The sequence below is a fragment of the Aeromicrobium panaciterrae genome, from assembly GCF_039537165.1.
Taxonomy (GTDB): Bacteria; Actinomycetota; Actinomycetes; order Propionibacteriales; family Nocardioidaceae; genus Aeromicrobium; species Aeromicrobium panaciterrae.
On the sequence record NZ_BAAAZZ010000002.1, the window covers coordinates 506,399 to 520,737 of the forward strand.

The following is a 14,339-nucleotide window of genomic DNA, read 5'->3' on the forward strand; positions in this document are numbered from 1 at the left end:
GTAAACATGATGTTGAGACAAGCGGAGCTTGTTGAGCTGTCGAAGGGAGCGACGGGCATGGCACATCTGAGCCTGGCGGCCGAACCGCAGTTCTTCCGCGGCGCGAGCATCCAGTCCAAGGTCCTCGGTTTCGGCCTTCGCCACAGCGTCCGGCCACTGCTCGGCCTGTGGGCCCGGCTGCCGTTCGACGTGTTCCCGCCCAATGTCGTCGACCAGGTCGCCCGCCTCCTCCCGCTCCACGAGGGCACCAAGTGGCGCCCGGTCGAGCTGCGCGACTGCACGAGCGAATGGCTCCAGGCCAAGGGCGTCGACGTTGACGGCACCGTGGGAGCGATCCTCTACTTCCACGGCGGCGCGTTCCTCACCTGTGGCCTCAACACGCATCGCCGCCTGGTCTCGCGCATCTCGTATGCGTCCAAGCAGCCCGTGCTCAACGTCGGCTACCGCCAGATGCCCTACGAGCCGATCACCGAGTCGATCGCCGACGGCGTCGACGGATTCCGCTGGCTGATGGATCGCGGCTACAAGGCCGAGAACATCACGATCGCCGGTGACTCTGCCGGCGGCTACCTCGCGTTCAGTGTGGCCCGCGCCGTGATGGACGAGGGCTGGGGCCGCCCCGCCGGCGTCGTCGCCATCTCGCCGCTGCTCGACTTCGACCCGACGGGCAAGCAGGGTCATCGCAACGCCGACCGCTGCCAGCTGTTCCCCATGAACGCCGTCGCCAGGCTCAGCGATGTGGCTCTGCGCATGGACACTCGTCGCGGCATCGCCGGCACGCGTACGTGCCCCGTCGACATGCCGCTCGGCGACATGCCCCCCGCGCTGATCCACATCGGTTCGCGCGAGGTGCTGATGGCCGACGCCGAGCTGATGGCCAACCGACTCGTCTCGGCCGGCGTCCCCTGCGACCTGCAGGTCTGGGACCGCCAGGTGCACGTGTTCCAGGCGGCCGCATCGTGGCTCCCCGAGGCTCGGGTGGCGATCGACGAGATCGGCGCCTTCGTGCAACGTCTCGCCGAGCAGGAGGCCGCGCTGACACCGGCGTCGCGTGTGGCGACGCACAAGTCTCGCGAGGCCAAGACCGCCGCCGTACGCTGAACACCGTGCCCCCCACTGACCTGATCGCCGACCTCGCCAAGAAGTCCGGGCTGGTCTGGGTCACCTACGCCCGACACACCCACGCCGTCTGGCACGAATGGGTCGGCGACGCCGTCTGCGTGGTCGCCGGTGGCACCGAGCAGCCGCTTCCCGACATCGAGAAGCACCAGACCGTCACGCTCTCGCTGCGCAGCAAGGCGACGCGCGCGCTCGTCGCCGAGGCCGAGGCGCGGGTCGAGGTCGTCACGCCCGGGTCAGAGCACTGGGACGTCGTCACCGAGACGCTCAAGGGTGGCCGGCTCAACATCACCGACGGCGACCATGCAATCGAGCGGTGGGCTCGCGAGTCGGTCGTCGTACGCCTCGTGCCAACCGGCACGGTCACGCTGGCCGCCGATGTCAGCAGCTCGCTCCCCCGTACATCTCCGCATTTGTCCCGCTCATGAGCGCGCGCAGCGAGGGAGACAAAGGCGGAGTTGAAGAGCTCGAGGTCCACGACCCCAAGAACGCGGCGGCGGGAGTCACCGGCGTACGAGTCGCGCTCCAGCGTGCGGTCTCACAGATGGGTGTCAAGAACACCGCCAAGACGCTGCGCAAGCTCAATCAGGCTGACGGCTTCGACTGCATGAGCTGCGCCTGGCCCGATCCCGACCCGGAGCACCGGCACACTGCGGAGTTCTGCGAGAACGGTGCCAAGGCCGTCGCGGAGGAGGCGACCAAGAAACGTGCCGGCAGCGAGTTCTTTGCCAGCCACAGCATCGCCGAGCTCGACTCGCACGACGAGATGTGGCTGGGGCAGCAGGGCCGCATCACCCATCCGATGGTCAAGCGGCCCGGCGGCACCCACTACGAGCCGATCGCGTGGGCCGATGCTTTCGCGCTGATCGCCCAGCACCTGACCGCACTCACGTCGCCCGACGAGGCGATCTTCTACACGTCCGGGCGCACCTCCAACGAAGCCGCGTTCCTCTATCAGCTGTTCGTCCGGGCGTACGGCACCAACAACCTGCCGGACTGCTCCAACATGTGCCACGAGTCGACCAGCGTCGCGCTCGCTGAATCGATCGGCATCGGCAAGGGCAGCGTCAGCCTGCGCGACATCTACGACGCCGAGCTGATCGTGATCGCCGGTCAGAACCCGGGCACCAACCATCCCCGCATGCTGTCGGCTCTCGAGACGGCCAAGCTGCGCGGCGCCAGGATCATCTCGATCAACCCGCTGCGCGAGGCCGGGCTGGTCAACTTCCGCAACCCGCAGAAGCCTCGCGGACTCGTCGGCAAGGGCACCGACCTCGCCGACCTGCACCTGCCGGTCAAGATCAATGGTGACCTCGCGCTGTTCCAGGCGATCGGCTCGCTGCTGGTCGGCTGGGACGCCATCGACCACGAGTTCATCGAGCAGCACACCACAGGTGTCGCCGCGTGGGCAGAGCACGTCAGCGCCGTCGACTGGACGGTCGTCGAGGACGCCACCGGGTTGACCCGCGCGCAGATCACCGAAGCCGCCGAGATGATTCGCGGCTCGAACGCCACGATCTACTGCTGGGCCATGGGCCTGACCCAGCACCGCAACGCCGTCGCGACGATCAAGGAGGTCGTCAACCTGGCGATCGCGCGTGGAGACATCGGCAAGCGTGGCGCGGGGCTGTGTCCCGTACGAGGTCATTCCAACGTGCAGGGTGATCGCACGATGGGCATCTGGGAGCGGGCGCCCGAGCACTTCCTCGACGCGCTGCAGGAGGAGTTCGGCTTCGACCCGCCCCGTGCGCACGGCCTCGACGTCGTCGACTCGATCCGCGCACTTCGTGATGGCGAGGCATCGGTGTTCGTCGGCATGGGCGGCAACTTCATCCATGCGTCGCCCGACACCGACGTGACGATCGACGCCATGCGCAACGCGGCGCTCACGGTCCAGGTGTCGACCAAGCTCAACCGCTCACACCTGGTGTGCGGCGAGACGGCGCTGATCCTGCCGACCAAGGGCCGAACCGAGAAGGACGTCTCAAGCAAGGGTGAGCAGTACGTCAGCGTCGAGGACTCGATGTCGTCGGTGCACGCCTCCCGCGGACCGCTGGAGCCGGCGAGCCCGATGTTGCGCTCAGAGGTGGCGATCATCGCCGGCATCGCGCAGGCGACGCTGCCCGACAGCCCGATCGACTGGTCGGGCATGGGCGATGACTACGGGCTCATCCGCGAGCACATCTCACGCGTCGTCCCGGGCTTCGAGGACTACTCCGCAAAGGTCGACCGACCCGGCGGCTTCGTGCTCCCTCATCCCCCGCGCGACTCGCGGGAGTTCCACACGAGGTCCGGGCTCGCCGAGTTCGCGGTGTCCCCCCTCGAGGTCCTGCAGGTCCCCGACGGCCACCTCCTGCTGCAGACCCTGCGCAGCCACGACCAGTTCAACACCACGATCTACGGTCTCAGCGACCGCTATCGCGGTATCGAGGACGGGCGCCGGGTGGTCTTCGTGCACCCCGACGACATCACCACGCTGGGCTTCCAGGACGCCGATGTCGTCGACCTGGTCGCACGCTGGGACGGCGACGACATCGAACGCGTCGCCGAGTCGTTCCGCATCGTCGCCTACGACACCCCGCGCGGCTCGGCTGCCGCCTACTACCCCGAGACCAACCCGCTGGTGCCCCTCGACTCGACCGCGACCGGGAGCAACACCCCGACGTCGAAGTCGGTCGTCATCAGACTGGCTCCGCACGGTCAGGGACGACGCACGGCCCCGTTGCAGGCCTAACAGGACGATGTCGGCGCCCGACGACCACCACAAGTCACGCCCCGAGCCGACGCACCTTTCCTAGTCGTCGAGCACGAGGGCTCGGGCTGCGCCGACGATGTCGTTCTCCGACAACAGCACGTGGTCGGCGGCCGGTCCGAGCGGGATGAAGCTGTCGACACTGGTGACGCGACGGACGACCCCGGCGTAGCCGCCATCGATCAGCGCCGTGACCACTGACTCCGACACGCCGCCGCTCTCCCGGGTCTCATCGACCACCAGCACCCGGTCGAACAGCATCGCGATGCGTACGAGCTCTTCGCGTGGCAGCGGCGACAGCCATTGGAGGTCGAGGACCGTCGTGAGGATCCCGTCCTCGGCGAGGACCGGCGTGGCTCGCAGGCTCATCGGCACACCGTTGCCGAACGTCACGATGAGGACGTCTGGTCCATCGCCGATCGTGAGCACCTGCCCCAGCTCCGAGCCGTGCTCATCGCCCCATTCGCCGGGCGGTGCATACGGCGCGAGCCAGGCGCCGTCGCCCTGGTGCAGATCGCGGCGGTGATAGAGCGCGATCGGCTCGAGGTAGACGCAGACGCGCCCCTCGGCGGCGAGCTGGAGGCACTCGCGGAACAGCCCGGCGGCACTGCCTGGATGGCTGGGCACGGCGAGCACGACGCCCGGGATGTCACGCAGCACCGCGACCGAGTTGTCGTTGTGGAAATGGCCGCCGAACCCCTTCTGGTAGGCGAGCCCGGCGACGCGCACGACCATCCCGTTGGCGTACTGGCCGTTGGAGAAGAACCTCAGCGTCGCGGCCTCACCGCGGAGCTGGTCCTCCGCGTTGTGGAGGTAGGCGAGGTACTGGATCTCGGGAATCGGCAGGAACCCTGCCAGCGCCGACCCGAGCGCGGTGCCGAGGATCGTCTGCTCATCGAGCAGCGTGTCGAAGACCTGCTTCGCGCCGAAGGACTTGCGCAGCCCGCGGGTGACGCCGTAGACGCCACCCTTCTTGGCGACGTCCTCGCCGAACACGAGTGCCTCGGGCCGAGCTGCGAGGGTGTCCTTGAGCGTGGCGTTGATCGTCTGCGCCAGCGTGAGCTCACCCTCCGACTCCGGCCAACGTGTGCCGAAGGCCAGTGCACGTCGCTCCGCCGTCGCGGTCGGCGTCGCGACCTCCGCCCGGGACGTGATGGGTGACGTGATCGCCCGGGACGAGGAGAGCCGACGCACCTTCGAGATGCTCTTGGCGGACTCCATGACCCGCTCGCGGGCGTCCTCGTAGCGACCCACCGCATCCTCGACCGTGATCACCCCGGCGTCGATGAGCTCCTCGGCGGTCGCGACGAGCGGGTCGAGGGCGTACTCGTCCTCGATCTCGCGAGCCGTCCGGTAGGCGATCTCGGCGTCCGAGCCGGCGTGACCCATGAAACGCACCGTCTTGAGGTGGAGGATCGCAGGCCGACGTTCGGCTCGTACGCGATCGGCGAGGTGTTGGGCGGTGGCCAGCAGCTCGGCCGGCCTGGTGCCGTCGGCGGCGACGTACTCGATGGCAGGCAGTGACTGCAGCGACCGCTCGACCCATCCGGCGGGCGACTTGGTGCTGATGCCGATGCCGTTGTCCTCGCACACGTAGAGGATCGGCAGGGGTACGCCCTGGTGCGCGCAGTAGGCCGAGGCGTTGAGCGCACCGACGGCGGTGGAGTGGTTGGCCGAGGCGTCGCCGAAGCTGCACACGACGACCGAGTCGAACGCCCACCGCGGTGTCATCGCCGCATCGCGGGAACGCCCGAGCGCGAAGGCCAGGCCGAACGCCCGCGGCAGGTGCGAGCCGATCGTGGAGGTCTGCGGAATGATGTTGAGGTCGACGCTGCCGAACACCTTGTGCCGGCCACCCGATATCGGGTCGAGCATGGATGCCGTGGCGCTGTTGAGCACGTCCTCGACCGGCGTCGAGCCCTCGACCTGTCGCGCCCGGGCGGCGTAGAAACCACCGGACCGGTAGTGCAGCAGCGCCGGATCAGTTGGTCGCAGCGCCATCGCGACGGCGGCATTGCTCTCGTGGCCCGCCGAGCCGATGGTGTAGTAGGCGTGGCCCTGCGTCTGCAGCCAACGGATGGCGAAGTCGAGGTGCCGGCTCTCGAGCTGGGCGTCGAAGTACGTCAGGAGCCGCTCCGGATCGGCGATCCCGCCGCCGTCATGCTGTGTCGCGGGGCGCTCACGCGGCGTCCTCGTACGGAGCTTTCTCGAGAAGTGGTCGTCGACTGACTCCAACACCATCGGACCAGTCTGGCACGGCGGCCGAGTGCCCGACAGGGACGTGCTCAGCCCTTGGCGACCAGCGCCGTGAGCTCCTGGGGCTTCATGCGTACGGCGTTCTTGTCGATGCTGGTGGCAACACACGCCGCGACCGGGCTTGCCAGCTCGTGGCGCAGCATTCCAAGGAATCTCGGGTCTGCCACGAGCACCAGCCGGCGGAACCGGTTCTGCGAATGAGCCTTCGCCAGGTACGTGCTGAGCTGCTTCGCGAACTTCTTGGACTCGTCGTCGCGGAGGTTCTGGTGCTCCTCGCCCTTGCGGGTCTTTTCCATGTTGTGCTGGTTCTGGTTGGGCCTGTTGCCGATGAGGTCGCGGCCGCGCTCACGACTCGCCGGGTGGTCGAACTCCTCGACGGGTTCGAGCTTCTCCTTGTCGTACTCCAGGATCCGTGCCTGTGCCGAATCGGCGACCACTACCCAACCAGTGCTCATCGCGCCTCCTGAGTCTGTGTTCCTTCGACGGTAGGCGGGCCCATCGATGCGGACAAGCGCAACGCGGCCGACGTACCCCACGGCGGTAAGGTCTCAGGCGTGAGTGCAACGCCCGGTCGCGTCTTCCTGTCCCGCATCGTGGGGCAGGCTGTCTTTGACCCCTCGGGAGACCAGGTCGGCAAGCTCCGCGACGTGGTGGTCGCCGTACGCTCGGCCACGCAGCGACCCCGTGTCCTCGGCATCGTCGTGGAGGTGCTCGGCCGTCGCCGGGTGTTCCTGCCGATCACGCGTGTCACGTCGGTCAACTCCGGCCAGATCATCACGACCGGCGTGCTGAACGTTCGTCGCTTCGAGCAGCGCCGCACCGAGACCCTCGCGATCCACGAGCTGTTCGACCGTACGGTGACGCTTCCGGACGGCAGCTCCGCCACGGTCTACGACCTTGCCATGGAACAGGACTCGCGCCGCGACTGGCACATCAGCGACATCGCGGTCCAAGCCGGCGGCAAGCGGTTCGGCCGTCGCGGGGCCCAGCAGGTGCTGGAGTGGGACCAGGTCAAGGGTCTGGGCGGCGAGGAAGCCGGCCAGGGCGCGACCCACCTGCTCGCCACGATGGACGAGATGCGGCCCGCAGACCTCGCCAACGCGCTGCGCGACCTCAACCCCAAGCGCCGCATGGAGGTCGTCGCCGAGCTCGACGACGAACGCCTCGCCGACGTCCTCGAGGAGCTGCCCGAGAAGGACCAGGTCGAGATCCTCGGTGTCCTCGATCCCGATCGGGCGGCCGACGTGCTCGAGGAGATGAACCCCGACGACGCGGCGGACCTTCTCGGCGAGCTGTCCCCGCAGGGCGCAGAGCACCTCCTCGGCCTGATGCAGCCGGAGGACGCCGAGGACGTACGCCGCCTGCTCACGTACGAGGAGCGCACCGCCGGCGGCATGATGACGACCGAGCCGGTCGTGCTGCCGCCCGATGCCACCCTCGCCGAAGCGCTCGCCCGGCTCCGCGAGCCCGAGATCATCCCGGCGTTGGCCGCCATGATCTATGTCTGCCGTCCTCCGCTGGAGACGCCGACCGGACGATTCCTGGGCGTCGTACACTTCCAGGCCCTGCTGCGCGAGCCGCCGTCGACCTTGGTCGGCTCGATCGTCGACAACGACATCGACTGGCCGCGTCCTGACGCGTCCCTCGAGCACGTGGCCAACCTGCTGGCCGCCTACAACCTCGTCGCGCTTCCCGTCGTTGACGAGAACGCACACCTGCTCGGGGCGGTGACCATCGACGACGTGCTCGACCACTTGCTGCCCGAAGGCTGGCGCGAGCAGGACGACGCCGCACAGAACGGCACGGAGGTGGTCACGCATGGCTGAGCGCAGCCCCCGTCTCGACCAGCCTCGCGAGGTGCGGCGGTCTCTCCGTCGTCGCCGCGACTCCGACCCGGAACGCTTCGGCCGGTTCGCCGAGACGTTCGCCCGCTTCATGGGCACGGCCCGCTTCCTGACCTTCATGACGATCTTCATCGTCATCTGGCTGGCCTGGAACTCCCCGTACGGTCCCGACCGCTGGCGCTGGGACGACTACCCGTTCATCTTCCTGACGCTGATCCTGTCGCTGCAGGCCTCGTACGCCGCGCCGTTGATCCTGTTGGCCCAGAACCGCCAGGAGGCCCGCGACCGGGTCACGCAGGAGCAGGAGCGCGAGTCCAACGCCCAGTCGCACGCCGACATGGAGTTCCTCGCCCGCGAGGTGGCCAGCCTCCGCATGGGCCTCGGCGAGGTGGCCACCCGCGACTTCTTGCGCGGTGAGCTCCGCGGGCTGCTCGCAGACCTCGGCAAGTCCGACGATGAACCCGACCCGGAGCCAGAGCCGGTCAAGCCCAAGAAGCCAGCACCCAAGAGCTGACACGCGCTCTCGACAACCGCCTGAGCTGGGTGCTGGAGGGCAATAGGCCCGCAGTCCGCGAGCAGCCCACTAGCGCTTGTCAGTCATCAGAGAGACCTTCGACGGGATGACAAATACGTGGCCACCCTGTGGCGGTGACTGCCAAGCCCGCAAACTCCCAATACACCTAGTCAACCTGAGGGGCCCCGGTAGAGGCTCGCTAAACAGTTGGTGAGGAAGGAGCCACGCTCCGCAGTTGCGACCGGGGGACAGCAATGTAGAGGATCGTGCCGATGACGCCGAGAACCACCATGAGAATCACGTACACAACCTGACTCTGGCCCGCAGCCTTCCACTGCGCCGCCGGAGTCTTGAGCGCCTCAATCAGCATCAAGAGCCACCAGGCAAACAGTGCAACTGCAATGGCTACCAGGACGAGTACAAGCAATGAACTACTCATCCGAGCACTCTAGGGCGAATATCTCTCGCCGTCAGCCATTGGGATATTTGCGCCAAGCCCGCTTGTGTTCACCTGCCCTGCTGTCTGTCAGGCGGCGCGGGGTTGTTGTTTGGTGAATCTGGCGTGTCTACGTGGGACCTGATCTGGGTCGATGCGCCTTGGTGGGATGACTTCGACGACGCCGTCGTCGGCCATCAGGGCGAGCCATTCGCCTTCGTGGAGTTTGAAGTGGTGGAAGTGGCAGAACAAGGCACCTTGGTGGAGGTCGGTGGGTCCACCTTCGGACCAGGCGTTGAGGTGGTGTGCTTCGCACCAGGCTGGTGGTCGGTCGCAGCCGGGCCAGACGCAGCCTTGGTCGCGGACGGCGAGGGCCAACCGTTGGTGGCGGTCGAAGAGTCGTTTGGTCATGCCGTGATCCAACACTCGCGATTCTGAATCCAAGTAGAGGGCGACGAGGTGGGCGTTGCACGCCAGTCGCTGGGCTTTGGTTGCGGAGATGGTGGTGTTGGAGGTGTTGGTCGCAACACCTTGGCCGGTGCGGAGGTCGTCGATGTCGATCGTGACCGCGACGGTGGCGGCGAGACCACCAGCTTTGGGCAGGGACTCGGTGGGCAGGTGGTTGAGCAGCTCGGTGAACGCCAAACCCATCCGCTGGGCACGGGGCAGGGTGTTGAAGTCGTCGACACCGTGGCGGGTCTCGTTGATGCTGGACCGTCTGGGGGCGATGATCCCTTCGACCGCAGCCTGCAGGACGTCGGCGTCGGCGTCGGGGAGCTTGAATCTGCCGTCGGTGGTGCCGTCACCACAACGACGCATCGTCAGCCGGGTGGCGTCCCACGCGCGGGCTTCTTCGGCCTGGAGCTTCTTGCCCAGGACCTCGTCAGCACCGTCGGGGTCGATGACCTCCATGACGTGGTTGGCGAGCCGCTTCAAGTCGTCAAGGTTGTGGTCGCTGGCCAGCTCAATCAGGTGTTGTTCGGCGTCGGCGCGTTCTTCGTCACCGACCCACTCAGGAAGCGCGTGGATGGCTTTCATGATCACACCCGCCTGCTCCGTGGTGACGTCACCGCGCATCCACGCAGCACCGGTGAACTCGGTGGTGACACGCGCCAGGCCGACCAGCTTGGCTGCTTCGCCTTTGTGGATGCCGGTGAGGTTGGCCAACCACGCGGTGGTCGAGGTCGCCCCATCATCGGTGGCGAGACCCATGTCATCTGCTGCGCCCGCAACACGCGTCAACGCGGCGTCCATGGTGGTGCGGGCTTTCTGCAGAGCGATCGCAACCTCACGAACCTCAGAACCGGTGAGCGTCCATGCTTCGAGCGCGGCGAGGTCGTCGGTCAACGACTCAAGCTGCTCGATCAGCATCTGGACCCCCCGGTCGATGTATGGGAACGTTTGTTCGATTCTACCCGGAACTGACCGCTGCAGGCAAGAGGACAACCCAACTATTTCACTGAAATCACAGTGAAAACCTGTGGACAACTCGCCGGACGACACAAGGGTGTGGAACTACGTAACGGAGGCCGCAGCGTGTCACCAACCACCCCCAAATCCCGCGGCCCTTCATTGCCAAAACAACGCCACCACACACGAACGCGAGCCGGACGACGTAGGTCACGCCGACCCGCACCCGCCTGCACGGCGATGTGCTTGCACGAGTGACGAGACCGTCAGCGGACGAACACATCCGGAACGGGGAGCACGCGCTGGATGCGCATCGCGATTCGCTCGACGTCGCGACGTCGAGCGCGCCCGACCATCCGGAGTCGGCACCCGGACGAGTGCGCAGAAAGACTGACCTGCACCCGGTCCTCGTGGCTGATCAGCAGAAAGATGAGTCCGAACGGGAACAGCACCACGGCAGCCGCATATGCCCATGCGGGTCGGTACTTCTGCGCAAGCGTGTAGCTCCCGGCGTGGGCCTCCACGAGTGGAAGGCCACGAACCCCGGCCAGCTCGCGGAACAGCACCTGGTCGGCGGCCTCCCACGAGATCCCTTGCACGATCGTCTCGTCGGCGACGTCGTAGGTGCGGCCGCCAAACAGCACCAACACGACCAACAACGCGACAGCAACGAGGATCCACACCTCAAACGCGCCCATGCCCATCATGTTCTCGCCCCTCGTTCGCCGGTGAGGACATCATGCCCGACCCCGGGTCCCTCGCGACGGCGTTCAGCGCTTTCGTACGACCCTCGACTCGTCCCACACCGGCTCGTCCGACTCGTAGACCCGGCCATCCGCGCCGAACACCAGGAATCGGTCGAAGCCGCGTGTGAACCACCGATCGTGGGTCACGGCCACGACGGTCCCTTCGAATGTCGCCAGCGCATCCTCCAGCGCCTCGGCCGACTCGAGGTCGAGGTTGTCGGTCGGTTCGTCGAGCAGCAGCAGCGTCGCGTTCGACAGCTCGAGCAGCAGGATCTGGAGCCGCGCCTGCTGGCCGCCCGAGAGCTGCTCGAAGACCTGGTCGCCGGCGCGAGCCAAGCCGTACCGGTCGAGCGCCCTGGCCGACCCCTCGTGGCCCATGCCCTTACGGTGCCCGTCACCGTGATGCAGGATCTCGAGCAGCGTGCGACCCATCAGGGACGGGTGCTCGTGCGTCTGCGCAAACCACCCCGGCCGTACGCGCGACCCCAGCCGAACCATTCCCGTGTGGGCGACCGGCGGCGGCACGACGTCACCGACCGGCTCGTGCTCAAGATCAGGACGCGACCCTCCGGCAGCCAGAAGACGCAGGAAGTGCGACTTGCCCGAACCGTTCGAGCCCAGGACCGCGACCCGCTCGCCGAACCAGATCTCCAGGTCGAACGGCTGCATCAGTCCCGTCAGCTCGACCTGCTCGGCGATGATCGCGCGCTTGGCCGTACGTCCGCCGTCGAGCCGCATGCGCAGGTTCTGGGCCAGCGGGACAGCCTCCGGCGGTCCGTCACGCTCGAACCGGGCGAGGCGTGTCTCGGCCGCCTGCAGCCGTGAGGCCATGCTGTCGTTGAACGTCGCCTTCTGGCGATACATCAGCACCAGCGCCTTGAGCTTGGCCCGCTCCTCGTCCCAGCGGAGCCGCAGCTCCTCCAGCCGGGCATTGCGGTCGAGGCGAGCCTGATGGTAGGTCGAGAAGCGACCGGGATGCACCCACAGCGTGCTGCCGGCGGCGCCGGGCTCCAGCGTGGCGATACGACTCGCCACCCGCTCGATCAGCTCGCGGTCGTGGCTGACGAACAGCACGGTCTTGGGCGTCTCGATCAGCTGGTCCTCGAGCCATCGCTTCGCCGGCACGTCGAGGTAGTTGTCGGGCTCGTCGAGCAGCAGCACCTGCTCGGGGCCGCGCAGCAACGCCTCCAGCACGAGGCGCTTCTGCTCACCGCCCGACAGCGTCGTCACCTGTCGGTGCTGCGCGTTCTGGAACGGCACGCCCAGCGCCGACATCGTGCACATGTCCCACGTCGCCTCGTGGTCGTAGCCGCCGGCGTCGCCCCAGTCGACGAGAGCCTGCGCGTACGCCAGCTGGTCGGCCTCGTCGTCGCGCTCCATCATCAACAGCTCCGTGCGATCCACCTCGACCGCCGCATCGCGTATCGGCTTCGGCGCCACGGAGATGAGCAGATCTCGTACGGTCGACTCATCACGCAATGAACCAACAAACTGACGCATCACGCCGAGCCCGCCGGTGATCGTGACAGCACCCTCGTGCGGATCCAGGTCGCCGGTGGCGATGCGTGTGAGCGTGGTCTTGCCGCTGCCGTTCGGACCGATCAGCGCGACCTTGGCGCCCTCGCCGACCCGCAGGCTGACGTCCCGGAGCAGGGGTCGGCCGTCGGCGAGGGTGTAGCCGATGGTGTTCAGGTCGAGGTGTCCCATCGCCGCAGTCTCTCAGGATCGGGGGTTAGGCCATACTCAGCGTCCTTCCCGGGGTCCCCCACGTACGATGGGGACATGGCAGCCGTCACCGAAGAACAGGTCCGCGAGGCCCTGAGCACCGTCAACGACCCCGAGATCAAGCGTCCGATCACCGACCTCGGGATGGTCGACGGTGTCACGATCACCGACGCCGAGATCACGGTCAAGCTGCTGCTCACGGTCTCCGGCTGCCCGTTGAAGGACACCCTCAACCGCGACATCACCGCAGCGGTCGCAACCGTCGCGCCCGATGTCACGGTCGTCGTCGACATGGGTGTCATGAACGACGAACAGCGCAAGAGCATGCAGCAGATGCTGCGCGGCGGCCACACCGAGCGCGAGGTCCCCTTCGCCCAGGCCGGCTCGCTGACCAAGGTGTTCGCCATCGCGTCCGGCAAGGGCGGTGTCGGCAAGTCGACCGTCACGGTCAACCTCGGGCTCGCCATGGCCAACCGCGGTCTCAAGGTCGGCATCATCGACGCCGACATCTACGGCCACTCGATCCCCGACATGCTCGGTGTCGGCGACCTCCGACCGACCCAGGTCGAGGACATGATCATGCCGGTGCCCGTCAAGGGCATGAAGGTCATCAGCATCGGCATGCTCAAGCCCGACAAGAAGCAGGTCGTCGCCTGGCGCGGGCCGATGCTCGACCGGGCGCTGCTGCAGATGCTGAGCGACGTCTACTGGGGCGACCTCGACGTGCTGCTGCTCGATCTTCCGCCCGGTACGGGTGACGTGGCGATCAGCCTGGGCCAGCACCTGCCCAACGCCGAGGTGCTCGTCGTGACGACTCCCCAGCCCGCTGCCGCATCGGTCGCCGAGCGCGCCGGGACCATGGCGTCGATGATGCACCAGCGCGTCGTCGGCATCATCGAGAACATGTCCTACCTCCAGCTCCCCAGCGGCGAACGCATGGAGATCTTCGGCTCGGGCGGAGCGGCCACGGTCGCCGAGACCCTCACGGCCCGCTTCGGCTACGAGGTCGGCGTGCTCGGCCAGGTCCCGCTCGAGGAGAAGCTCCGCGAGGGCGGCGACAGCGGCCAGCCGATCGTGGAGTCCGATCCCGATTCGGAGTCCGCCAAGATCCTGCAGTCGATCGCCGACCAGCTCAGTGGCCGCTCGCGCGGTCTGGCCGGCATGCAGCTCGGCCTGGCACCGGCCGGCCGGCTCTAGGCCTGACCCATGTTCGGCATCGGCGTACCGGAGATGCTGGTCATCGCCATGGTGGCGATGCTGGTGTTCGGCCCCGACAAGCTGCCTGACCTCGCACGCCAGTTCGGCGGATTCGTACGCACGGTGCGCCAGATGGCCGAGAACGCCAAGAACGACCTCGGCAGGGAGCTCGGCGAGGACTTCTCGCAGATGAGCCTCAAGGACCTCGACCCGCGCGAGGTCGTGCGCAAGAACTTCCTCGAGGACGGTGGGCTCGGTGACACCACGCCCGCACCGGTCAGGGAGACACGCATCCTGCGGCCCGGTGAGGCGCCGCCCTACGACCCCGAGTCGACCTGAC

13 protein-coding genes are annotated in these 14,339 nt (G+C 67.3%); 7 read left to right on the forward strand and 6 right to left on the reverse strand.

Going from position 1 to position 14,339, the window contains the following annotated elements:
- Positions 1-57: 57 nt before the first annotated feature.
- The 3 genes from ABD683_RS02960 to ABD683_RS02970 are packed head-to-tail and all read left to right on the forward strand — an operon-like array spanning position 58 to position 3,853.
- Positions 58-1,101 carry an alpha/beta hydrolase gene (locus tag ABD683_RS02960; protein WP_344767154.1) on the forward strand — a complete coding sequence of 348 codons (1,044 nt, stop codon included), beginning with the start codon at positions 58-60 and terminating at the stop codon, positions 1,099-1,101.
- A gap of 5 nt (positions 1,102-1,106) precedes the next feature.
- Complete coding sequence (locus ABD683_RS02965; RefSeq protein WP_344767155.1) at positions 1,107-1,547, forward strand: hypothetical protein; 441 nt, start codon at positions 1,107-1,109, stop codon at positions 1,545-1,547.
- Positions 1,544-3,853, forward strand: a complete 2,310-nt coding sequence (locus ABD683_RS02970) for an FdhF/YdeP family oxidoreductase (protein ID WP_344767156.1) — start codon at positions 1,544-1,546, stop codon at positions 3,851-3,853. The genes ABD683_RS02965 and ABD683_RS02970 overlap by 4 nt, the downstream gene beginning before the upstream one ends.
- 60 nt (positions 3,854-3,913) lie before the next feature.
- On the opposite strand, the gene ABD683_RS02975 is transcribed toward ABD683_RS02970, so the two are convergent.
- Both ABD683_RS02975 and ABD683_RS02980 read right to left on the reverse strand, forming a co-directional pair.
- Positions 3,914-6,112, reverse strand: coding sequence for a thiamine pyrophosphate-dependent enzyme (locus ABD683_RS02975; RefSeq protein ID WP_344767157.1), 2,199 nt, complete (start codon positions 6,110-6,112; stop codon positions 3,914-3,916).
- A gap of 44 nt (positions 6,113-6,156) precedes the next feature.
- Positions 6,157-6,582, reverse strand: a complete 426-nt coding sequence (locus ABD683_RS02980; protein ID WP_344767159.1) for a host attachment protein — start codon at positions 6,580-6,582, stop codon at positions 6,157-6,159.
- Positions 6,583-6,681: 99 nt separating this feature from the next.
- Between ABD683_RS02980 and ABD683_RS02985 the strand changes: the two genes are divergently transcribed.
- Entirely contained in the window at positions 6,682-7,953 is a 1,272-nt protein-coding gene (locus tag ABD683_RS02985) for a magnesium transporter MgtE N-terminal domain-containing protein (RefSeq protein ID WP_344767161.1), read from the forward strand.
- Positions 7,946-8,485, forward strand: a complete 540-nt coding sequence (locus ABD683_RS02990) for a DUF1003 domain-containing protein (RefSeq protein WP_344767163.1) — start codon at positions 7,946-7,948, stop codon at positions 8,483-8,485. The genes ABD683_RS02985 and ABD683_RS02990 overlap by 8 nt, the downstream gene beginning before the upstream one ends.
- A gap of 199 nt (positions 8,486-8,684) precedes the next feature.
- Here ABD683_RS02990 and ABD683_RS02995 read toward each other — a convergent pair whose 3' ends face one another.
- The 4 genes from ABD683_RS02995 to ABD683_RS03010 form a co-directional block, all read right to left on the reverse strand.
- Positions 8,685-8,924: a hypothetical protein gene (locus ABD683_RS02995; RefSeq protein ID WP_344767165.1), complete on the reverse strand. Its 240-nt coding sequence runs from the start codon at positions 8,922-8,924 to the stop codon at positions 8,685-8,687.
- An 87-nt stretch (positions 8,925-9,011) separates the two neighbouring features.
- Entirely contained in the window at positions 9,012-10,292 is a 1,281-nt protein-coding gene (locus ABD683_RS03000) for an HNH endonuclease signature motif containing protein (RefSeq protein WP_344767167.1), read from the reverse strand.
- Positions 10,293-10,597: 305 nt separating this feature from the next.
- Positions 10,598-11,029, reverse strand: a complete 432-nt coding sequence (locus ABD683_RS03005; protein WP_344767169.1) for a hypothetical protein — start codon at positions 11,027-11,029, stop codon at positions 10,598-10,600.
- A 72-nt stretch (positions 11,030-11,101) separates the two neighbouring features.
- Positions 11,102-12,784 carry an ABC-F family ATP-binding cassette domain-containing protein gene (locus ABD683_RS03010; protein ID WP_344767171.1) on the reverse strand — a complete coding sequence of 561 codons (1,683 nt, stop codon included), beginning with the start codon at positions 12,782-12,784 and terminating at the stop codon, positions 11,102-11,104.
- 75 nt (positions 12,785-12,859) lie between these two features.
- Between ABD683_RS03010 and ABD683_RS03015 the strand changes: the two genes are divergently transcribed.
- Together ABD683_RS03015 and ABD683_RS03020 are read left to right on the forward strand one after the other, a co-directional pair.
- A complete protein-coding gene (locus ABD683_RS03015) occupies positions 12,860-13,999 on the forward strand; it encodes an Mrp/NBP35 family ATP-binding protein (protein WP_344767173.1) in 1,140 nt (379 codons plus the stop codon).
- Positions 14,000-14,008: 9 nt separating this feature from the next.
- The gene (locus tag ABD683_RS03020) at positions 14,009-14,338 is read left to right on the forward strand and encodes a sec-independent translocase (protein ID WP_344767175.1); all 330 of its coding nucleotides are present in this window, start codon (positions 14,009-14,011) and stop codon (positions 14,336-14,338) included.
- Position 14,339: the final 1 nt, after the last annotated feature.